The 21,501-nt window shown below is 54.3% G+C and carries 16 protein-coding genes; 2 read left to right on the top strand and 14 right to left on the bottom strand.

What is annotated here, in order from left to right; all coding sequences use genetic code 11:
* The first annotated feature begins 21 nt into the window (after window positions 1-21).
* Window positions 22-1,296 (top strand): polysaccharide pyruvyl transferase family protein, encoded by a 1,275-nt coding sequence (locus AC5DDB_RS24560; RefSeq protein WP_491742400.1) that lies wholly within the window; start codon window positions 22-24, stop codon window positions 1,294-1,296.
* Between the two features lie 54 nt (window positions 1,297-1,350).
* Here the strand turns inward: AC5DDB_RS24560 and AC5DDB_RS24555 are convergent, their stop codons facing one another.
* The 6 genes from AC5DDB_RS24555 to AC5DDB_RS24530 all read right to left on the bottom strand — a co-directional run bounded on the left by AC5DDB_RS24555 (window position 1,351) and on the right by AC5DDB_RS24530 (window position 7,653).
* The gene (locus AC5DDB_RS24555) at window positions 1,351-3,327 is read right to left on the bottom strand and encodes an MBL fold metallo-hydrolase (RefSeq protein WP_491742399.1); all 1,977 of its coding nucleotides are present in this window, start codon (window positions 3,325-3,327) and stop codon (window positions 1,351-1,353) included.
* Between the two features lie 83 nt (window positions 3,328-3,410).
* Entirely contained in the window at window positions 3,411-3,869 is a 459-nt protein-coding gene (locus tag AC5DDB_RS24550) for a DUF1569 domain-containing protein (RefSeq protein WP_491742398.1), read from the bottom strand.
* A gap of 57 nt (window positions 3,870-3,926) precedes the next feature.
* Window positions 3,927-4,349 carry a transthyretin-like family protein gene (locus AC5DDB_RS24545; RefSeq protein WP_491742397.1) on the bottom strand — a complete coding sequence of 141 codons (423 nt, stop codon included), beginning with the start codon at window positions 4,347-4,349 and terminating at the stop codon, window positions 3,927-3,929.
* 114 nt (window positions 4,350-4,463) lie between these two features.
* Window positions 4,464-5,456, bottom strand: coding sequence for a DUF1559 domain-containing protein (locus tag AC5DDB_RS24540; RefSeq protein WP_491742396.1), 993 nt, complete (start codon window positions 5,454-5,456; stop codon window positions 4,464-4,466).
* A 138-nt stretch (window positions 5,457-5,594) separates the two neighbouring features.
* Window positions 5,595-5,768, bottom strand: a complete 174-nt coding sequence (locus AC5DDB_RS24535; RefSeq protein ID WP_491742395.1) for a hypothetical protein — start codon at window positions 5,766-5,768, stop codon at window positions 5,595-5,597.
* 70 nt (window positions 5,769-5,838) lie between these two features.
* Window positions 5,839-7,653, bottom strand: a complete 1,815-nt coding sequence (locus AC5DDB_RS24530) for a serine hydrolase (protein ID WP_491742394.1) — start codon at window positions 7,651-7,653, stop codon at window positions 5,839-5,841.
* 570 nt (window positions 7,654-8,223) lie between these two features.
* On the opposite strand from AC5DDB_RS24530, the gene AC5DDB_RS24525 reads away from it, so the two are divergent.
* Complete coding sequence (locus AC5DDB_RS24525; RefSeq protein ID WP_491742393.1) at window positions 8,224-8,784, top strand: DUF309 domain-containing protein; 561 nt, start codon at window positions 8,224-8,226, stop codon at window positions 8,782-8,784.
* 155 nt (window positions 8,785-8,939) lie between these two features.
* Here AC5DDB_RS24525 and AC5DDB_RS24520 read toward each other — a convergent pair whose 3' ends face one another.
* The 8 genes from AC5DDB_RS24520 to AC5DDB_RS24485 all read right to left on the bottom strand — a co-directional run bounded on the left by AC5DDB_RS24520 (window position 8,940) and on the right by AC5DDB_RS24485 (window position 21,479).
* Entirely contained in the window at window positions 8,940-9,983 is a 1,044-nt protein-coding gene (locus tag AC5DDB_RS24520; RefSeq protein WP_491742392.1) for a tetratricopeptide repeat protein, read from the bottom strand.
* Between the two features lie 23 nt (window positions 9,984-10,006).
* Complete coding sequence (locus AC5DDB_RS24515; RefSeq protein WP_491742391.1) at window positions 10,007-11,398, bottom strand: DUF8689 domain-containing protein; 1,392 nt, start codon at window positions 11,396-11,398, stop codon at window positions 10,007-10,009.
* Window positions 11,399-11,667: 269 nt separating this feature from the next.
* The gene (locus AC5DDB_RS24510) at window positions 11,668-12,492 is read right to left on the bottom strand and encodes a hypothetical protein (RefSeq protein ID WP_491742390.1); all 825 of its coding nucleotides are present in this window, start codon (window positions 12,490-12,492) and stop codon (window positions 11,668-11,670) included.
* A 600-nt stretch (window positions 12,493-13,092) separates the two neighbouring features.
* Window positions 13,093-14,355: an NAD(P)/FAD-dependent oxidoreductase gene (locus AC5DDB_RS24505; protein WP_491742389.1), complete on the bottom strand. Its 1,263-nt coding sequence runs from the start codon at window positions 14,353-14,355 to the stop codon at window positions 13,093-13,095.
* Between the two features lie 56 nt (window positions 14,356-14,411).
* Window positions 14,412-15,359: a dihydrodipicolinate synthase family protein gene (locus AC5DDB_RS24500; RefSeq protein ID WP_491742388.1), complete on the bottom strand. Its 948-nt coding sequence runs from the start codon at window positions 15,357-15,359 to the stop codon at window positions 14,412-14,414.
* A 289-nt stretch (window positions 15,360-15,648) separates the two neighbouring features.
* Window positions 15,649-16,998, bottom strand: a complete 1,350-nt coding sequence (locus AC5DDB_RS24495) for a DUF1501 domain-containing protein (RefSeq protein ID WP_491742387.1) — start codon at window positions 16,996-16,998, stop codon at window positions 15,649-15,651.
* A gap of 9 nt (window positions 16,999-17,007) precedes the next feature.
* Window positions 17,008-19,338, bottom strand: coding sequence for a PSD1 and planctomycete cytochrome C domain-containing protein (locus tag AC5DDB_RS24490; RefSeq protein WP_491742386.1), 2,331 nt, complete (start codon window positions 19,336-19,338; stop codon window positions 17,008-17,010).
* 203 nt (window positions 19,339-19,541) lie between these two features.
* Entirely contained in the window at window positions 19,542-21,479 is a 1,938-nt protein-coding gene (locus AC5DDB_RS24485) for an acyl-CoA dehydrogenase family protein (RefSeq protein ID WP_491742385.1), read from the bottom strand.
* Between the last annotated feature and the right edge of the window lie 22 nt (window positions 21,480-21,501).

Genomic DNA, 21,501 nt, shown 5'->3' with positions numbered 1-21,501 from the left:
GGGTTAAGCGAGATGTCATTGATGCATCGTCGAACTTTCTTGCAACAGACCGTCGGCGGAGCGGTCGCCATGTCGGTTTCCTCGGCAATCGCTGCGGGACCAAACAGGCGGCCGCGAATTCTGCTGCGGTCATCTTGGCAGACGGTCAACATTGGCGACATCGCGCATACTCCGGGCGTATTGCGAATTTTGAGGACGCACCTCCCGGAAGCGAAAGTCACGTTGTGGCCGTCGAACGTCGATAACGGCGTCGACGAGTTATTGATGAAAGAGTTTCCCGATCTCACAATCGCGAAACCCCGCAGCGATGCCTTGAAACACGCTTTCGAGGAATGCGATTTTCTGCTGCATGGCAGCGGTGCGTCGATCGTCGCCGAGCGGGATTTGATTCGCTGGCGAGAGGAAACCGGCAAACCGTACGGCATCTATGGCATCACGTTTCCACGCAAGAAATCTTCTGCCACCTCCGCTCGAACCGAGGATGCCATCGCACGGTCGATCGATGTGCTATCGAATGCCCGGTTCGTTTACTTTCGCGACGCCAAGTCCCTCGAACTCGCGAAATCGCTTGGAGCGAAATCGCCGGTGATGGAATTCGGTCCCGATGGTGCATTCGCCTGTGACCTGCGGGACCCCGAAAAGGCGGACGAGTTCCTACGGGCAAACCAGTTGGAAACAGGGAAGTTTCTGTGCTGCATTCCGCGGTTGCGGTACACGCCGTATTGGACGATCAAGAAAGGGCTTGCCTTCGACCCGGTCAAACACGCTCGCAACGAAGCGATGAAAGAACACGACCACGCACCGCTGCGAGAGGCCATCGTGGAAGTTGTGAAGCAGACCGATCTCAAGGTGCTCATCTGCCCGGAAGATCGCACGCAAATGGCCGTTGGTAAGGATATGCTATACGACAAATTGCCCAAGGACATTCTCGATCGCGTCGTCTGGCGACCCGATTATTGGCTGACGGGTGAGGCCGTCAGTGTGTATGTTCGTAGTGCCGGCTTGTTCGGGAACGAGATGCATTCGCCGATCATGTGCATCGGTCACGGTGTCCCTGCGATCGTCTGTCGATTCGACGAGCAAACCAGCAAGGGATATATGTGGGAAGATATCGGTCTGGGCGATTGGTTGTTCGATCATGACTCCGCCGCCGACCGAGAGCGAATCGTGGACACGGTTCTGAAAATGGCGACCGATCCGCAAACCGCACGAGCGAAAGCGGCCAAAGCGAAAGCATTTGTCGAACGTCGCCAAGCGGAAACGATGAAGACTTTGCGACGGGTTCTGAATACCTAGATCCGTTTACGTTTGACTGCACTGCTGTAAACGAAGCGAACCGAGGCGGTTTAACTACTCGGGAAGTCGAATCAGGAAATCAAAAAGTTGTCCGTAGTGTTTGTCGTCCAATGTAATGTCGAATGGGACGATTTGCAGTCCACGAGCTTCGGTTGAGTTTTTTGCCGTCAGTTTCACTTGGTATTTACGACGACTCTCCGCGGGGACTTCGCCTTCGAGAATGGAGGGCGATGCGGTTACACCGTCGGGTAGCACGAGCTTCACACGGTGTCGTTGCGGCGTGTCGCGAAAATTACGGATGGTGACGGTGACCTCCTGCGAGGACTCTGCAGATAAGTCAACGCGATACGGATACGCAGACACCCAATACGGGTCGAACAGGTATTCGTAATCTTTCTCGGGGAGGAGTGCTCGGTAAGTTGCGGCCATGTCCTTCGACCAAGCGTGGTAGCGTTCGAGAAACTTCCGGGGCTTGGGCATCACGTAGGAGTGGCTGCCCATGACGATGTCGGGTTTGAGATCGAGCAAATACTTGCTGCCGAGAATGTAACCCTCTTCGAAAATGCAGCTATTCCGGCAGACGACAGCTTCGTGCCCGTTTTGGTTTTCGTCCGTGGGACTGCCGAAAAGGTTATCGCCGGTGAAGGCGATGCGTTTGCCGTCGATGTCGAGCCATAGACAGCACCCAAACTCGGTCTGCCCTGGCATCCAATCGACATGAATCGTGTAGCCTTCCCACTCCACGGTTTCCCCGTCACGGAAGGCTTTTTCGATTTTCATGCCATCGAAGCCGTCCCCGTATGCAGACACGAGAGCCGCATAGTCGTACCGACGCGGGTTCTCGCAGCGGTCCACAATGCGGTCGAGCGTCCAAGCTTCGGCTCCGTATTGTTCCTTCATCGTGGGACCGAGCAGAAAGTGATCGCCGTGCATATGGGAAATCCAGAAGGCGTCGATCTGCTTGAGTCCCATGTGCTCGCGCATGCCGACCACGATTTCTTCGAGCACTTGCTTAGGGAACAAGCCGCAATCGAGCACAAGTCCACGACCGTTGTCGGACACGATGATCGCGAAGTTGCGTCCCGGATGCAGGTGGCTGAGCTTGTAAAGGTGCGGTGTCACGCGGTTGATGTGCGGGACGGGCGTGAGCTGCGAGATGGGATCCCGTTTAGCGATGTCTTTGTCGAATACCGGATAGCCACGCACATACTGCGCTCGAAAACTCTGCAGCTTCTTCAGATACGTAGCGAACTGATCGTCGGCATGCCGGACGACTGGGCCTTGCGTTGGCAGTGCGATGTCGATGTCTTCCTTGATCAAACGTTCGACCGAACCGATGAGTGCGTCGACTCCCTTCGCGAAACCATAGTCCCATTCCGAATCAAACCAGTTGGTCATCTTCGCCGAGTTGTGCATGACGCTACCGGTCACCGCAAATTTTTGGCCGCCATGCTTGAATACAAAACTCATTCCACCTGGCGATGTTCCGGGTGTTTCGACACATTGAATTTCATAACCTCGCCATGAGATGGTTTCGTCGGCTTTGAGCACACGCGAAATCGTCACCGGCTTGGCGGGCGGTCGTGCGTAGCTGGCCCCGTAAACGCTGTACTTGTCGCCAAGCGATGGGAACCACTTGCGAAACTCGGTCGGGTTTTCCAGGATTTCCTGCTCCAACTGCGATGCGGCAATTTCGGCGGAACTGGTTTCTGTCGTGGTCAATCCCTGACAGTTTTCGCGATGATGATCGGTGAGCAGAATCCGCTCAATCTGTTTGACACCAATCTCCGGCAAGCGGCCGACGACACTGCCATCACCAAAATTGAACAGAAGAGCGGCTTCGCCTGATCGCAGGACATACACGTTCGCGGTGTCGGTCCACTGATACAAATCCGGGACGTCTTGAACGACAAGCTGCAATGAAGTGTTGATGACTTGCGGCGAGTGTTCGTCGTTCGCGGCAGAGACGCCCCGACTCACAAGGACCGAAACAATCAAGAAGGTGATGTGGGGAATCCTGCAGCGGTTCATGTGGGAGTCCTGCAAATTCGTCGACACTGAATGGGTTGCTATCAGTGTAACGAATCATGATGCAGGATTCTTAACCACATCCATCAACTCGTTGGCACAAGAAAACTCAGGTGATGGGCGGCGTGCCAGCGTTGCATGGTCTGCCATTGCGATCGATCAAGTTTTCCGAAGACCGGATTCAGGGCGATGAGTTCGGTCTCAGGCGATTCCATCATATTCGCCAAGCGTTCAAACTCCGTAAGTTGGGTCTGAAGGTTGAGTTCCTCGTCGGGTTGCAGTTGGGGCGGTGCGGTCGCTTTGACTTTGATCGCCCGACTTCCCAACCGCTTCATGCGTCCCAAGAATACCCAACGCATCACCGGTCGAATCAACTTGGGCAGACCCCAATCCAACCCCTCCATCGCCATCCGCATGGATTTGTTGAGGTGGCTGAGGTTCTGCTCCAGGTTCCACCCGCCGGTTTGTTCATAACCTTGGGAAAGATGCCGCGCATCGGCGATGGCTTCATCCAAATGTTGGAAGACAAGATGACGACGATGCATCAAACACACTCCGATCGCGGCTAAACGGTGTTGTAAGTTAGTCAGTCAATTTCGCAATCAACCGCCACCTTGGAGCTTGAATTCAAACTCATTCCCTTCAGATTCAACGGTTCGCTTAAGTGAGGATGTCTCGTTGTACTCCTGAGGCACCAACTCCGGGTGGCCGCCAGTTGGACGACCATCGTCACCAACTTGCGGCTCTTCATAGGTCGAAATCTTGACGAGATGTTCGCCGACTTTTGCCCCCATGATATCCCGCTTATAACGGAGTTCAAATTTGCCGTTCTCGTCGGTCGTGCCTTCCGAACTTTGACCGCCAGACGTGGGTGAGAATAGAACCCGTGCGTTGGGCAATGGCTTGTCGTCCAGCAATACCACACCCGTCACCGGGCCGGTTTCGGGTTGGTCATCGGGAGCACTGGAGCAACCGACCAAACCCATCACAACTAACGAACATAAGCTGAGCAGGTTTCGAAACATCTTCGAGAATCTCCTTCGACAAAATAGGAATAACGATGCGGGATAAAAACGCGAATGGCGTGAAATCCGAGATCCCACGCCATCGCAAGTATTGGACTCTGAAGTGACCGTTACCTAATACTCGCCGATGACATTCCCGTCGCCTCGACCGATGAGATTTTCATAGGTGCTGTTGACGGCACTATCGGCATTGTGGTCAATGTTTTCACTGATGAATTTGACGGCACCATCTGCCAGAAGGAAGTGTGCTCCGCCAGGGTGATTGCTACTGAAACCACGATCGCACTCGTTGCACGTGTCGTTGAGCCCCCACCGACCGGAGCCCATCACATAAACTTGCCCTTGGTTATTATGATTGCCTGTATCGCCATTGGTTCCGAAGACCACACCGGCTTGTAGGCGAACACCACCTAATTGCCAAGCACGCTCGCCGATGGCAAAGGTATTGCTCAGTCCGTCGGTGAAGTCGCGTGTTGCCATCGCGGTTTGCACACCGGAGGGGTTGTTTGCAGGCCCCAAACGTGGGACTCGGCCCATAAAGCCGTTCCAGTTATCGCGATCGAGATCGTAGGTGTCATTGGAACCGACATAATTCGACAACGCGACTGGCACGCAACTCGATCCTGTGCAGTCTGCACCTCCACCACCGGTGGAAGGAATCTTTTGATCGTCATTGAGATCAGGCCCGGTATCGGACGGGCAACGGAAACCGGGAATCGGAGTTTGCATCACTGCCAACATCGTGGCATTCGAAGCGGAAGCTGGCATCGTCTGAGCACCCACGAGAATCCCTTCGTGAGTATTCCCCAGTTCGAGGAATGGCAGGATCAGCGATCCCCATCCCCATTGCCCGCATGTTCCCTCAGGGCAGGAGTCCATCCAAACCGTTTGACCAGAGTGACCAGAGGGGAAATAACCTGCCACATCGTGATAGTTGTGGAGTGCAATCCCGAGTTGCTTCAAATTGTTCTTACACTGAGTACGGCGGGCGGCCTCGCGGGCTTGTTGCACAGCGGGCAGCAGCAAAGCGATGAGAATCGCAATGATTGCGATAACGACAAGTAGTTCAATAAGCGTGAAACCACGCTGCCGACTAGTCCGTCGCATGACGTCCTCCGAAAGATGGGAAACCCGGAACAAAAATGACGAATTCAGAAAAAGTTGAATCTCGGTACGGAATCGTACCTATTCCGAGAATATCGGCTGATTGACTACTGTTCAAGAGTGTTGATTGTCGTCAAAAAACTATTTGGCCTCGAGCAGGCCCTGGATTTCCTGTTCGACTGATGCCAGTTCTTTTTCCAATCGGGTAACTTCGGCTGGATCGTCGTTTTGCTTTTTCGCTCCCGAAAGTTGGCGTTTGAGAGTTTGAACGCGATCGCGAAGCAAGCCGACTTTTTTCTTGGTTTTTTTGTCCATGCGACTGTGCGAGAAAAGAGGAAGAAGAAAGCCACGCCCAGGCGTCACCCAGACGTGGCAATGGACGCAATTATTCGATGGCATCGACTGCAAGATCTTGGAAGACTTTGCGTAATTCGGAGCCGTCGCTGTTGGGTAGTTGGGTCCGTTGCACCATCAGCACGAAGATCATGTTGCGGCTAGGATCGATCCAACCTTGCGTACCGAATGCACCGCCATGTCCGAAACTTCCCGCGGATAGCGAACCGGTCACGTCTTGCGGTTCACGGACGATACACCAACCCAATCCCCACCCACAGCCGGGAGTGAAACCGGTTTTCAGTTCGCCGGTCTGTAAGGTCTGCATTTGTTTGACGGCATCTTCAGAAACGATGCGGACGCCATCGAGTTTCCCGCCGTTCAAAATCATCTGATAGAACTTCGCCATATCGGTCGCGGTCGAGAACAACCCGCCGGACGGGTTTGCCGGTGCGGAGTTGGAATCTTCGACGATCCAATTCTTGGTCGGTTGTAGGCCTTCACCGTTTTTGCCTGGGCCATACATTGTCGCCAAGCGTTTCTTTTGCTTCTCGGTGGGGTGGAATGTGGTATTGGTCATTGCCAATGGTCGAAAGATTCGGTCTTGCAGAAATTCTTCGTAAGACTTCCCGGAAGCAACTTCGATGATCCGCCCCACCACATTCATTCCAGGGCTGTACTGCCATTTCGTCCCCGGTTGAAAACCGAACGGACGGGCGGCCAATTCCTTGGCGGTGGCTTCCAAAGATTCTTTCACTCCCTGACTCCCCACCAACCCGGACGTATGTGTGAGCACATCACGAACGGTGATTTCCCGCGACAGTTCTTCGTCGTTGTTCACCGTCGATTTGGAGAACTCAGGAATAAAATGCGAAACCGGTTCGTCGAGCGAAACTTTGTCTTCGTCCACGAGAATCATCAAAGCAGTCGCTGTGATGGGTTTCGTCATCGAGGCGATCGCAAACATTGTGTTACGAGTCATCGGGCGTTCGGCTTCGAGGTCTGCCTGACCAATCGCGGACAGCTGTGCAACTTTTCCATCCTTCGCGACCAACGTCACGATGCCAGAGAACGTGCCGTCATCCACGAATTTCTGCAGTTGTCGAGGAAGTTTCGCCAGTTTCTCGGCATCCAATGACCCGGAAGACGCAGCGGTTGTCGGCATCTCTGTGACCGTCACCAACTCCTCTTGAGGATTTTCCGTCAGTACGAGCCCGCGGAAGTGGACTTCCTGCGGAACTTTGTTGGAGTGAAGTTGTAAACCGATCGGGCCGGTGCCACAGAGTTCGGGTTTGGGATCGGTCCAGTCTGCAACGAGTTTTCCATTGACCACATGACGAATCCGGTTGCCAATGGCAAGGATCTCCATGCGGTTCCAATCGTGTTGCTTCCCAGCCTTCTTGGCGGTGCCGTTGTCGCGATAAATGCTGTTGCGACGATATAAATCGTAGAAACCGTAGTTCGACGGGAACATCACGAGGTGCCCGCGATAGCTGAACGGGGCAGACTCTTTCTCGACGGTCTCGCCCCACAAAGAGATTCCCGAGTGCATTTCACTCGTGACGAGTTTCGCTTCGAAGATCAAACGGAAGTTGCGGTACTTTTTCTCGGTCACCAGATAAGTGCTGGCCTTGGGAGCGTTCTCCTTCGTATTGCGACCGACAATGACGCCATCTTCGACAGACCAGTACTTTTCCGTCTGTCCTTCCCAACCAGCGAGCGACTCCCCGTTGAACAGTCGCACGGCGTTTTCGCCATCTGGAAGATTGGGAATCTGCTGCAAACTCCAATCCGACTGCGCGGTGGCCCACGTCGACGAACCTAAGATAAGGCCACAGAACATCAGCAAGACTGAGCGTGCGGGCATGAGGTCTCTCTCCTTGTGCGCATAAGGTGTTGACAACGATCTGAAACATGCGTTGTCAACCGTGAGGCAAAAACCATCAATTCATCGAAACATCTTAACATGACTGGCATTCCGTTTCCTCTCTACCCGTCTCGACAAATTCGCACGAAATTTTATGATGAATTTTGTACAGGTTTCGATCCGACATTGCCGCCCAATTGGTGGTTCTCTGGGAATTTCCAGGGAAAACCTTGCGAATTCCTCTTTTCAGAAGGGGAAACCCGAGTATTATTCGACCTGCGTCTGAGATTTCGTAGCCCTTGACAGACTGAAAGATCAACGCCAGTTGATTTGTCACCAGCTCGTTGAGGAACAACCACGGAACAGCGCTGCAAGGGCTACGCCCATATCGCATTTGTGGCCGTCACAGGTTCAGAATTCTGAACACTATCGATGGGACACCGAGATTCCGATCAGACCGCCTGACTTGTTGGATGCTAGGGCAAGGACGTCCTCGCTTGGATTCACGATTTTTGCTGCGTCAGGATTCCAAGGCGTAGCAGATCATAGCAATCGTATAGAGAGAGACGGATGAGCCAAGTTGCAACGGCAGGGGTTCGCCTGCTGCCCGGTGCGGATTTGCCGGCATACGCTTTCATTCCCGGGACGGATCTTCCCCACCCTTTTCGCGATCCGCGCGGACATAGCTACGGCAAGAAAAATCGCACGACAAAGCCGCTTGATCCCAATGTGTGGGCCGATAATCGCAGCTATTTGTTGTCGCTCGACTACTTCAACTGTGGTTTCTATTGGGAAGCCCATGACGAATGGGATCGACTGTGGCGTGCGTCGGGTCCGGACACCATGGTCGGGCGGTTCCTCAAAGGACTGGTCAAACTTGCCGCAGCGGGGGTGAAAGTCCGCGAAGACAGCATTCATGGCGTTCGCCGACATGCTGCCTCAGCTGGCGAAGTGTTTGCCGATGTGGCTGCAGAAAGTGAAGACGATTTGTTCTGCGGACTTCGCTTCACGGGATTGCAATTTGCAGCTGACCGAGCAGCTCAGCTGCTTTACCGAAACGATTTGCCAGCTGGCAAACCGATTCGCGTATTCCCGTTTGTGCTGCAACCGGAACCGTTGCCGTTTGCCTAGAATATAAGCCGTTTCGTCGTAACGGGTTCCGTCACGTAACAGTCGTAAACAGAAGACTTTTCACGTTCTACACCACGGACCGTCATCCGATCTAGAAACGCTGGTGAATCATCGTCAAAAAAAAGATGGACAGCGAATTTGCTGTCCATCTTTTTCTATTTGACCACTTGCTGATTTCGCCACTGCTCGAGTTGCAACGGAGTCATACCGGCCGGGTCTTTATCGGTCGGTGACTGCGGATTGGAACGCGGTCGCCATGCGGCCGGTGCAACCGCAGTTTGCACGCCCTGGTCGATCACTGGTGAACTCGACCGCTGGAATTGAGTGTCCATCTGGTGATGATGTGCGGGCACAACCTGAGGCTGCATCGTAGGTTGCGACGTCCGCCAGAGCGCTTCATTGTAAATCTGCTGACCCGTTTGCCGACTCTCGGTCATGTGCCCGGTTTGCACCAAGCGAGACGAGGTGGGCGTCCCGTTCTGACCAGCCAAATAACGTTGATCGCCGGTCAGTTCCGCCAGCATATTCGCCGCCGGTTTCAAGGTTGGCTTCAACGCGAGTGCCTGCCGGAACCGACCAACTGCCAAGTCGGAACGTCCTTGCTCATGGAGAATATATCCAACATTGTAATGGGCTTCCGCGGTCCCGACCGATTTCGCAAGGTGGGGGAAACCTTCGTCGATGTCTCCACTCTGCACCAACGCCAAGCCATAGCGATAGCGGTAGGATTTGTTCTCTAAGTCAGTTTCCATCGCGGACTTCAGCAACGGCAGCCCTTCTTGCCATTGTTGCTGAGACACCAGGAATTGCCCCAAGGCATTCTGAGTTTGCGGGCTGTCCGGACGCAAGCTGTAGGCACGACGGAAGTTCGTTTCAGCATCGCTGATACGGTTTGCCAATTGATCGAGTCGGGCCAAGCCGAGAATTGCATCCACCGACTTGGCATTGTTTTCGAGCGCGAATTCATAGGATTTTCGCGCGTCGGCCGAGTCTCCCACGGATTCGCGCCACCGTGCATATTTGAGATGCAGTGTCGCCGGATCGGAGAGCTTCTCGGACGATTCCAGTTCCGCTAGCAATTCCCGTTCGGCTGTTGTCTTTGGTTTCCCCCCGAACATTTCCGGGGCAGACACACAGCCGGAACCCGCCGATAGGCAGACGACTCCGAGCAGGGCATGCGTCAGTCGAATGCGGATCATGGCGGCGCTCCGTTGCCTAAATTTCACACGTTGCAGAAGAACCGTTTGGTGGCTTCTGCCATCAATTGGTCGTTGAGTTGAATCTCTTTACGTTGAAATCGGCAAATTGAGTGGATGATCTCCAGCAAATCCCGAGGATCGCTCGAACGCGGAGACCTTCCCGAATCGTAAAACTTAGTGTAAAGGTAATCCACGACCGACGGTTCGAAGGAAATCTGCTGGCTTTCGCAGCAATGTTTAAAGATTTCGGTGTACACCTCGCGGGTGGGTGGACCGATCTCGATTTTATGACGAATCCGCCGAAGAAAGGCGTCGTCGACCAACTCACGAGGGGCGAGGTTGGTACAGAAAACGATCAACGATTCGAACGGCACCGCGAGTTTCTTGCCGGTCGTCAGAGTGAGATAATCCACTCGGTCTTCCAAGGGGAGAATCCATCGGTTCAGCAGTTCTTGCGGTCCGACAATTTGGCGACCGAAATCGTCGATCAAAAAGATTCCACCGTTCGCTTTCACATGGAGGGGAGCGGTGTAGAAGTTGCTTTCGCGGTTGTATCGCAGATCGAGCATGTCGAGGGTCAACTCGCCACCGGTGATGACGACCGGTCGACGCACCCGCCGCCAACGGAAATCCGGCGCTGTTCGTCCGGTTGACGAGGACATCAAGTCCGCGGCTGCCTGAGAGGCATCTATGAAGCGGCTGTCGGCATTGTCCGTCGCGCGGTGGATCGTTGGGTCGAACACGGTGATGATACTGCCATCGACCTCGATCGCGTAGGGGACATAGATTTCCCCGCCGTGATCGTTCAAGAACCGCCCCAAACCGCCGGCGATCAACGTTTTTCCATTCCCGGGAGCGCCGTGCACAAACATCGATTTTCCGGTGCAGACCGCGGGACCGATTTCGTGTAGCAACTCGTCGGGTAGAATCGTCTCACCGAACGCTTGTCGCAACTCCTCGGGATGGCATTCGACTTCCGCCACCGTTTGCCGCTGACATTGAGTCACATAAGCCGACAACGGCACCGGTGCCGGACCGACATACCGACAATCTTCAAATGCCTCTTGAGCCCGTTGTCGACCGTGCTGAGTGAGATTGAATCGGTACGATGCCGGTCCAATCAGGTCGCCGGAAACGACCTCTAAACAACGTTCGTCTTTCAGAAACCGCAGGGCTTCCTCGACGAGTGCAAACGGCATTCGTACCTGGCGAGCCAACTCCGCCCCTAGCGAATGACCTTGCAAATAGAGGTGTTTCATCACCAAGTCGCTGAGTTGCCCGAGCTTCAGGCCGGCTTCTTCCAACGACTTCGGACAACTTGGCGGTACAATCGTCTGTTCGACATTTTCCGACAAGTCTGGAGATGCGGTCCGCAGTCGGTCCGTTCGTGCAGGATTGATTTCCGAAGCAATCATCGGCAACTCTCATTTCCAAGCTGGACGGTCGGCCAAATCAAAATCGCGATCGCGGGTGACACAGACAAGTGACTTGCCGATGGTTTCGGCCAAGTAAACCTCGAAGGTAGCAAGTCGCCGGTGACACACACGGGCAGTGCAGGAATCAGAACGGACCCAGTCTCGAAATGATCAAGACTGGGTCCGTCCCGTGGGCAGCGGGGAGATTTGGTGGCCCGAGTTCTTTCCGTTTGTTCCGAGAAACTGCGAAAGGAACCAGGACCGATTAATTATTGCTGCTGGGTCTGCAGCGGAACATAGTTCAGTCTCGGTTGTGGAAGACTTTGCATCCATCCACGATACTGGGTATCGACTTGCTGGGCTGGTGTGCTGACGGGACCGCCGCGTCGAAGTTCGACAGGCATCGGGTAGCCCGGTCCGGTCATTCTCTCGACTTCGGCCACCACCGATGCCAACCGTGCTTGACTGATATCGACCGTTGGCCCGGTTTGCACAAACGTAGCTTTGTAGCCATCGGGCACTTCATCGATGATGTACTGCAAGTGCATCCGACCAGCGTGGTTCAGCTCGGCTGTTTCTTCATCGAAGTGATAGTGATACAGCGTGGTGTGCTGCTCCCATCCGTTCGCTACGTGACTGTTGATGAAGGACCGCACCGAATCACGGTCTTGGCAGTTATATGGGTGCGGCCAGTAATGGGCTGCATGGTAGCGGTGGCAAATCGGTTGCTCCGGACCCACTGGTCGCGGATAGGGAGGCCACATCTTGCCCTTTTTGTAGACTTGACGCGTACCGACCGGCAGATGGGCACGTTCTTCGTACCAATCATTCGACCATTTGCACGGCCCGATACTACCGTCGGCGTATGTGCCATCGCACTGTTCACATCCGGTGCATTCGCCGACGCGAGCGTTTCCGTCTGCTGTCACGACACCACAAGCTTGGTCACCACATACGCCATTTTCACTGACGCACGGACCACTTGCACAATTTTCGGTGACTTCCGTCGCACAACGCGGAGCCGATTGGCACCCCGTCAATAGCGAAAGTCCCACCAACCCGGCGGCACCGGCTCGGCGCAGCATGATTCGCATGTCCCCCTCCTTAAGGCCCGGCGCCTGAAGATCCGAATCACGGTGCAACGTATCCGCATTCGATAAGAGACGTTTCTCCAACGACTCACATCGGTGAGACAGAAACCGCGTCGGTATCATATGAAATTGCTCACGCCTGAGTCGTTTGCATCCCTGCAACGAAAGAACTCCGCAGTTCCTCGACTCAAACATGTAGAACCGAAACGACAACCAAGAATCAGCCGGATGACTCTCCGCGGTTAAACCTGGAAAGGTTTCACCGAATCGCCAGAAAAGTCGGGATGATTGGAATGGTTTGGCAAAAGCCAGTCGTTCGGCTTGCAATCAATGTATCGGCCAGAGTGGTCGTGATTCATGACGCGAATGTGCCGAACCGCCAGAGACTCTCGTTTTCCTCGGAACTTGAGGTTGTCGACAGTCGTGAGTATTTCCAATCGCGTTGCAATTGTTTTCTAGCATTCGCTCAAATTGACCGCCAACCCGCCTTCCGACGTTTCTTTGTATCGAGTGGACATATCCGCCCCGGTACGTTTCATCACACGGATGACATGGTCTTCGCGATCAGTCTGTCTAGTCATTAGACACTACGGAAAACAATTGTCAGTGAAACCGGGCGAGCGAGAACGGTTGGGCATCGATGAACGGCTTTTGTCCGGTGACCATTTCGGAAATCATTCGCCCGGTCGCCGTGGCCAAACTCATCCCGAGCATGTTATGCCCGGTCGCGAGATACACATTCTCCAACTTCGGCGTACGACCGATTACCGGCAGGCTGTCCCACGTCATCGGCCGAAAGCCATACCAAGTTTCCAGCACGTTCTCCGTCGCCGGAGCGGTCAAGTATGTCGCTGCGGAGGTCTGCAGTTGTGAAATTCGCCGCTGCGGTATCGTGGTATCATAGCCGACGAACTCCATCATCGAGCCGATCCGATAACAATCCGAGAACGGTGTCACGCCGACTTTGTGCTCAGGAAACAGCATGGGATAGTTCGGAGACGGGTTCGGTCGTTCCGATGTCACCGAATAACCCTTGCCCGGTTGAATCGGGATTGTGCAGCCAAGTTCCTTCGAAAGGCGACTGCTCCATGCACCGGTCGCAAAGATGAACGTATCCGCTGTCAACTCGCCTGTGGATGTCGACAGATGCGTGAGCTTCCCTCGACTTTGACCGAGATTCTGAATTTTACAGTCTTCGAGAAACTGCACTCCCCGGTCCCGCAGTCGTTGTGACCATTGCGCCATTAGTAGGTCGGGTCTAAGTGACGTGTCTTCCTCGTAGTGAAACGCACCAGCCAAGCCGTCTCGAAGGGCCGGTTCGAAAGTCTTCAGTTCATCCGCCTTTAGACGCTTCGCCTGCACACCAAATTCTTCGCTGAGCAAATTGTCTGTTTTGGCAAACTCGTCCATTCCACGTTTCGTTTGCAGCACGTACAACAATCCCCGTTCTTGCCAGTCGCAGTCAAACGATTCTGTCGCAATCAACTGACGGTACTCAGTCATCGATGCATCGAGAATCGTCTTCAAATGTTTCCCGGCTTCCAACATCTGCCGATGGTGACAACGTCGTGAAAATTGCCACATCCAATTCCAAAACGACGGACTGAACTGGGGCTTGATCCGAAAAGGAGCATTGCGATTGAAAAGAGATTTCAGAGCGACTTTGATCGCACCTGGCTCAGTCAGAGGCAGCACATGACTCGGGCAGATAAAACCGCAATTCGCGTGGGAGCAAGCACCGCCGATTTTGCCATGATCGACGACGGTCACTTGCAGTCCGGCTTCAGAAAGATAGTGGGCACACGCAATCCCAATAACGCCGCCGCCAACCACCACAGCATTGTCGCCCGCAACACGATGCGGCATATCGCTACCTCTGAGGATCTCGTTCTCTCGTTGGAGTCTCTACCTTGGAGACGGAGTCATCGATTCGATCCAGACCACGATTCCCACCAGCTTCGGAACAACCGCCATTGCGAGTGAATGAACTGACGCTGCGACGAAGACAGACAATCCGAGGCATTGATATGATGTTCGTACTCGGCATGCCCTTCGAGCACCATGAGATGCTTGTAATAGAGAACAAGATCCGGACCTTCGTCGTATGTCGAGAGAACCTTCATGGCTTGATCGAGTTCCCATGCGAGTCGCCGGGCTTCCGCATCGCCGTTCGCTGCCTGCTCGCACAATTTGATCAGCCGGAGGACTTCCTTCGGCAGAGCATTTCCGACACCGGTAATCGCACCGACAGCACCACAGTTTACAAATCCATGGAACACCTGCGTGTCCACTCCGGCCATTAGCACGATCTCGGGATCGCCACTTGTGATGTTTTCGGCGGCATAACTCAGCGAGTCGGCCCCACCGAATTCCTTGAATCCGACCAGGTTTCGATGCTCGCGACGCAGCGCAAAGAAGAGGTCGGCTTTTGTTTCGAAACCGTAATAGGGGCTGTTGTAAATGACACTCGGCAAATCCCCACCGGCTTTGAGAACTTCCGAGAAGTGATTGTGTTGAGCGGCTGGCGATGTGCCTCGCGAGAGCACACGTGGAATCACCATCAGCCCCGCAGCTCCAACTTCCTTCGCGTGGGCTGCATGCATGGCCGCCAGACGGGTGTTCTGAGCGCCCGTCCCTACCACGACCGGAATCTTGGCATCCGTCAACCGACGAACGCCTTCCATACGCTGTTCATCGGTCAGCAGCGGCCAATCGCCCATCGAGCCACAATAGACAACCGCAGTCATCCCGGCCTCGATGAGCTGTCGAGCCGTGCGGACAAGTGCATCGTAGTGAATGGTTCCATCGGCATGACACGGGGTCATCAACGCCGGAATACACCCCCGAAAAATCTCAGCCGTCTCTGTCATCGCACCAATCTCAAGAATTCCTGGAAGTCCAATCGGAGAGAGCTTTGCAAACGTCGCCTAGTGATTCGACTTCGCATGGCAGCGGCAGTTTTATCCCATCACGCCATACGAACCAAGCGCGGCAGCCGATTCAGCGTCAATCATGACGTTCCTCTGCCAACGCCTATCCACCCGTTTTGCTGTCGTCTTCCGATATTGTCAGCGAAAATGAGTCTGGAAATCTAGCACGATCGACAACAGGCAACTGCAAAAAGCGCACAATTCGCGAGTTGGTTGTAGCGAACGACCCCTAACTGAGGATTTCCTTGACGACCTTCCCACCTTCTGGACCGGTGAGCCGATGATTGCGACCGGCGTACCAGTATGTCAGGTCGTTCGCAGGCAGACCCAGTAAATGCAGAATCGTGGCATGCAGGTCGCGGAAATGCACTTTGCCCGCGACTGCTTGCGAACCGGTGTCGTTCGTTTTGCCGTGCACATAACCGGCTTTCACCCCACCACCGGCCATCCAGAACGTGAACCCGCGGGCGTTGTGTCCGGTTTCGTCTTTGCCATTTCCGGGAGTCAGTCCAGGCCGACCGAACTCTCCACCCCACACAACAAGCGTTTCGTCGAGTAGCCCGCGGAGTTCGAGATCTTCGAGAAGCGCAGCGATCGGAGCGTCGGTGGTTTCACAGTTCGCCCTCAAATCACGTCGGTGATTCTTATGCTGATCCCAACTTCCGTGATTGACTTCCACAAATCGAACCCCGGCCTCCGCGAACCGCCGCGCGAGCAAGCATTGTCGACCAAACCCCGACACACGACAGGTGCCAACAGACTCCTTGCGATGACCGATCCGGTAGCGTTCAAGCGTCTCTTTGGTCTCATTGCTGATGTCTAGTAGTTCCGGAGCTTCCGTTTGCATCCGAAACCCAAGTTCCATCGATTGAATCACGCTATCGAGTTTGTCATCGCCAGGACGGTCGGCGAGGTGACGCCGATTCATTCGTTGCACAAAGTCTAACTGTTGACGTTTGGCGGACAACGGAAGATGACCGCCGCTAACGTTGGCAATAGTCGCCGAAGACATATCTTCGCCGTTCACGCCGATTGGTGTGCCATTGTAAATCGAGGGTAGAAACGCACTGGAATAGACGGAACTTTTCGAGGTGTTCAGACTAATAAAGCCCGGAAGATTTTGGTTTTCCGTGCCCAGTCCATAAGTGATCCACGCCCCCATGCTGGGTCGTTCGCGGAGTCGTTCGCCGGTGTGAAGTTGCAATGCTGATTGGGCATGGATGCCAGTGTCGGCGTACATACCATTGATGACACACAACCGATCGGCGTGCTTTGTGGTCTCAGGGAGCAATTCGGAAACCCATAACCCGCTCTCCCCGTGTTGTCGGAACTTGAATACCGAACCCGGATGCGGCTTCTTACCAACTTGCGGTTTGTAATCGAAGGTATCGAGTTGAGCCGGGCCTCCGCTCATGCACAGGAAAATCACACGTTTCGCGGTCGCCTTATGTGCTGGCGTCTTTGTTGCCAGCCCTGCGGGAGCCGCAACCGCGGTTCGTTGGCCGCATAATGCCTGCAATGCGAGATACCCAAATCCACAAGACGTGGTTTGCAGCATTGTGCGTCGCGAGTAACTCATAATGTGCTTTCAATCGACATAGCGAAATTCGTTTGTGATCAACAACGCCTGACAGAGGCTAGCCCACGCTATTTCTTCTGCGTTGACAGACGCTTTAAGACTCTCGATGAGATCAAGAGCTTCTTGCAATTCGTCAGCACTGGGTTCCCGCATGAGAGCTTGATTCCAAGCGAACTGCACGCGTCCCAGATCGGAAGCGGTGTAATCCATGACGAGTCGAGCGAAATGCTGCGACTGTTCCAGCACGAAGGGATTGTTATACAGATGCAACGCTTGACCTGGCACGGTGCTTATCACCCGTTGTCCCAAGACACCGGTGAAGTCCGGGAGATCGAATGCGGCTAACTCCGGTGGGGGAGAACTTCGTAGATAACACAGATAAACACTGCGATGTTGACTTGGTTCGTGCAGACTGCCAGCGAGATTCACGAGAATGTCACGATGCCGAATGATCGAACCGTCGCTGGGCTGAAGATTGAGTTGCCCACTGACAGCCAACATGCTGTCCCGCAGTGATTCCGCATCCAGACGACGTCGTTGATGTCGCGTGAGCCAAAGGTTTGTCGGGTCCGCTGCAATCGATTCGACCTCGTCGCAACTACTCAGTTGATAGCTACGACTCAGCACGATCGACCGAATCAGTCGTTTAATCGACCAACCGTCGTCCATAAATTGACTGGCCAGATAGTCGAGCAACTCGGGATGCGTCGGACGTTCGCCGTAAACACCGAAGTCATCTGGCGTGCGAACGATCCCGGCACCGAACAGGTGCAACCAAATACGATTGACCATCACACGGGCCGTGAGCGGATGACTGCGGTCGGTCAACCATTCAGCCAATTGGAGTCGCCCACTTTGCTTCTGATCGACTTCGAAAGCCTGCTCGAGTTCGAACGCAGTCAGAAAGCCGCGTGGCACGGCTTCGCCCAACTTTTTAGCGTCCCCTTTGATATTGATTTTACAATCGGCCGGCTTTCCGTCCCGGACTCCCATTGCAAGTGGTGTACCGGGAGCCCATTTCGACTTCGGAATCGGTTTGGGTTTGCCAGTGTTCGATTCCAACACCAAAACGGTTTCGACAAAGTCTTTCGGCGGCAAGACTTTCGGAGCCGCCTTCAACACATGCAGGTCCGTCACGGGAGCGGTTAAGCCTTCGTTTGCCGCCACTCCCCACATTGTGTTCGAGCTGGTAAAGATTCCCGCCAACGCATAATAATCGCGAGTGGGAATGGGATCGAACTTATGGTCGTGACAACGTGCACACCTAATACTCAACCCGATGATGCCGCGGCCCACAATGTCGATTTGGTCGGCAACCACATCCATCTCGAAACTGGTATTCATCGCCTTCGCTGGCTTCGAGGCCATTGCCAACATGCCCGTGGCGACAAGATTCCGATCGGTTTCTTGCGGCGAGTCACTCGGGAGCAAATCGCCCGCAATTTGTTCCGTCAAAAACCGATCGTACGGCGTATCGGCGTTGAATGCATCGATGACATAATCGCGGTATCGCCATGCATGAGGAAACGTAGGATTGCGACCGAGACCGTCATTGCCGTTTGACTCGCCGTACCGAACGACATCGAGCCAATATCGCCCCCAACGCACGCCGAACTCTCGACTAGCGAGCAACTCATCGACGAGATTCGCTACGGCCGTGGCAGGATTCCGTTGGTGTGCGGCTGAAAAGGCTTCCAACTGCGCGAGCGTCGGAGGCAGGCCGATCAAGTCATAGTAAAGTCGACGAGCAAGCGTCCGAGCGTCGGCATCCTCAGTAGGCTTCAACGCTTGCGATTCCATCTTCGCCAACACGAACCGGTCGATCGGACTGCGTGGCCAAGACGTTTGCTTGACGTCTGGCGGCGTCTCCCGTCGGACGGGCTGGATCGACCAGAGTTTTGGCTTGTCCGTTTCATGCTCATTGGTCTGAGCAGGCTTGACCATTCCTGGTTTCGCTCGGGGGTCCGGTGCCCCGCGATCGATCCATTTCACAAAATCGTTGACGATTGCTTCCGGGAGTGGTGCATTCGGAGGCATCTCGACGCCGTCGTACCGCAAAGCATGCACCAGCAGACTGGCTTGGGCATCTCCCGCCACCAACGCGGGCCCCGACTCACCACCGGTTCGCACGCCCTCGCGGTGGTCGAGACGCAACTTGCCCCCCAGTTCCTCCGAGTCCGCCGAGTGACACTCGTAACAGTGCTCAACCAGCACAGGCCGAATCTTGTTCTCGAAAAACGCCAGGTCATCGGGCGTTATGGAATCGGCCCATGCAGAACCAGTTCCCGAACCGCTGATTATGCTGAGAGCTGCCAGAGCGAAAAAGAGAATCTGTTTCACGGATTGAGTTCGCCAAAGAGTCGAGAGTCCTTCGCAGTTTAACGCATCAGCAGTCGTTGTTGCAACAGTGCTCTTGACCTCTGTCCATGTCGAAAGTTGCAACAAAAACACCCTGTGACCCCAGCATATCACTGGCATCACAGGGATAGGCAATCCCGAACTCAACGTCTTTGTTGCTCTCCAATCTGGTGACTTACGGAACTTCAGTCGTTGTCGTAAGACATTTTGATCTCGCCGATGGGGATGTGATCGGTACCTGGTAACGGGTTCTCCGCCAGTTCGGCACCGAGTTGCGTTAACTTCCGCAGTAACGAATCCGATGGTCGTTGACCTCGAAGCTTGTTGCCAAGAATCATAGCCTGCGTTTCACCGGCTTTCCGGATACGGTCGTCGTCATGTCGTCCGGCATAGAGACTCGTGCAGAGCATCACAACTGCAGTTTGCAGTCGATTCGAAAGTTCCGCCATCCGACATTGCCTGTCGGCGAGCTTGAGCTGATGCTTTCGCATTGTGGCTGAAATCTCATTGCCGGAATCTCGAAGAAAGTCGGCTGCAAATTCAGCATGGGGCCGAAGTGATTGATCGATCGATGGCAACATGGGTCGCGATCGAAATTGCAGACGTTGCCCCAACCACCATTTGGAGTAGTTCCAAAGCGGTTTTCGCATTGCCCAGGCATGAGCGGGGTTCGCTGGATTCGGACGTTGGATTCCAGCAGCCTGGGCCGCTTTCCCAATCGGTTCGAAGTAAGTGCGACCATGTTGCTTGACGAGTGACTTAAAGAATGCAAGTCCTAGCATCTCGCCTTCGCCTTCGTAGATACACGGAGCAAGGAAATCATGCACATTGTCACCAAAGAGATGACCTTTCAAGAAAGAGCGACCGCCATGCGTCTTCATGTGCAATTCGATCGCGGCATGTTTCTGTGCCTCGCTGCCGAACACCTTCGCAACGACACACTCCATCTCGCCGCGATATCCGATATCAAGCAGCCCCGCACACCATTGGGTTAGTGCGTCGCATGCGACAATTAGACCTGCTAGTTCGCCCACTCGCCGTTGCACAAGTTCTCGATTGATGATCGGCTCCCCATAAGTCCGCCGAAAACGAGCCCAAGGCAGCATGTCAGCTAACATCAGCCGCATAGTCCCCGCAGCATTTGCACAGAGAGCTACCCGTCCACGATTCAATCCGTGATAGGCGATTGTTAGACCATCACCTCCTGCAACATAGAGGCGATTAGCCACCGGGACCCGAAAATTATGGAACCGAATGCCGTAGTTATGTGCATGATGTAGTGCATACAAACCATAGCGTTTCAACTGAAAATGTTCGTTCTCCTCACTCGGCAAATCGGCGATGATCACAGCAGGTTCGTGATCGATCATACACACGATACCAATCGTTCGCCCGGGCAACACATTCGTGATAAAAAGTTTCTCTCCATTGATGATATAGTGATCGCCGTCTCGCACCGCTCGCGTTCGAAGAGCGGTCAAGTCGGAGCCAGCGCCAGGTTCTGTGAGTGCGAAGGCAGACAGTCGTTCTCCGTTCGCCAGCGATGGCAACAGGCGTTGTTGCTGTTCGTCGTTACCAAAAGTCAACAGGGGATCCACAGCCCCGATACATCCATGAACCGATGCTAGTCCCGCAACCGTCGGATCAAGACATGCCATTCGCGTCAGAAATTTCGCAAACTGCGTGAAAGAAGCCCCGCTTCCACCGAACTTTTGATCAATCAGCAAACCCCAGTAACCAGCGTGACCGAGTTCATCCATCACCTCTCGACTAATTTTGTTGTCGGCATCGAACAATGTCTTTGCTTCGACATGACGACGCACCAGCTCCAGTGACGCGTCCATGACCTGCGCGGTGGACTGCAGATCCGCTTTGACAAACTGCTCAGATCCAAACAAACTCCAGTCTGGAGACGAATCCCAGACGGCCCGATGAATCGGACTATTCACCGTTTGATAGCGAGCGTCAAACAGATCTTCGACTTGATCATCGGCCGCATCGACAGCCCCCATACGACGAACTTCATCATCGGATTTGCCACCCATTCTCAGGGCTTCCGCGGCAAAGGTGGTCTGATTTTCTTGGGGTTTTCGGTCGGGTGTGGGATGGTTGATTGTAGTCATTGCTGATTGACCTCTTAGATGT

This window comes from Thalassoroseus sp., assembly GCF_984380535.1.
The sequence above is the reverse complement of the archived record's forward strand: the minus strand, read 5'-3'. Positions and strand labels throughout refer to the sequence as shown.

Bases quoted from the DNA above. Each gene is read 5' to 3' on its own strand.
- AC5DDB_RS24495 (WP_491742387.1), bottom strand. From the start codon at position 16,998: ATGAGTTACTCGCGACGCACAATGCTGCAAACCACGTCTTGTGGATTT.
- AC5DDB_RS24535 (WP_491742395.1), bottom strand. From the start codon at position 5,768: ATGGACAAAAAAACCAAGAAAAAAGTCGGCTTGCTTCGCGATCGCGTT.
- AC5DDB_RS24545 (WP_491742397.1), bottom strand. From the start codon at position 4,349: ATGTTTCGAAACCTGCTCAGCTTATGTTCGTTAGTTGTGATGGGTTTG.
- AC5DDB_RS24515 (WP_491742391.1), bottom strand. From the start codon at position 11,398: ATGATTGCTTCGGAAATCAATCCTGCACGAACGGACCGACTGCGGACC.
- AC5DDB_RS24550 (WP_491742398.1), bottom strand. From the start codon at position 3,869: ATGCATCGTCGTCATCTTGTCTTCCAACATTTGGATGAAGCCATCGCC.
- AC5DDB_RS24555 (WP_491742399.1), bottom strand. From the start codon at position 3,327: ATGAACCGCTGCAGGATTCCCCACATCACCTTCTTGATTGTTTCGGTC.
- AC5DDB_RS24505 (WP_491742389.1), bottom strand. From the start codon at position 14,355: ATGCCGCATCGTGTTGCGGGCGACAATGCTGTGGTGGTTGGCGGCGGC.
- AC5DDB_RS24530 (WP_491742394.1), bottom strand. From the start codon at position 7,653: ATGCCCGCACGCTCAGTCTTGCTGATGTTCTGTGGCCTTATCTTAGGT.
- AC5DDB_RS24525 (WP_491742393.1), top strand. From the start codon at position 8,224: ATGAGCCAAGTTGCAACGGCAGGGGTTCGCCTGCTGCCCGGTGCGGAT.
- AC5DDB_RS24560 (WP_491742400.1), top strand. From the start codon at position 22: ATGCATCGTCGAACTTTCTTGCAACAGACCGTCGGCGGAGCGGTCGCC.
- AC5DDB_RS24510 (WP_491742390.1), bottom strand. From the start codon at position 12,492: ATGCGAATCATGCTGCGCCGAGCCGGTGCCGCCGGGTTGGTGGGACTT.
- AC5DDB_RS24500 (WP_491742388.1), bottom strand. From the start codon at position 15,359: ATGACAGAGACGGCTGAGATTTTTCGGGGGTGTATTCCGGCGTTGATG.
- AC5DDB_RS24485 (WP_491742385.1), bottom strand. From the start codon at position 21,479: ATGACTACAATCAACCATCCCACACCCGACCGAAAACCCCAAGAAAAT.
- AC5DDB_RS24520 (WP_491742392.1), bottom strand. From the start codon at position 9,983: ATGATCCGCATTCGACTGACGCATGCCCTGCTCGGAGTCGTCTGCCTA.
- AC5DDB_RS24540 (WP_491742396.1), bottom strand. From the start codon at position 5,456: ATGCGACGGACTAGTCGGCAGCGTGGTTTCACGCTTATTGAACTACTT.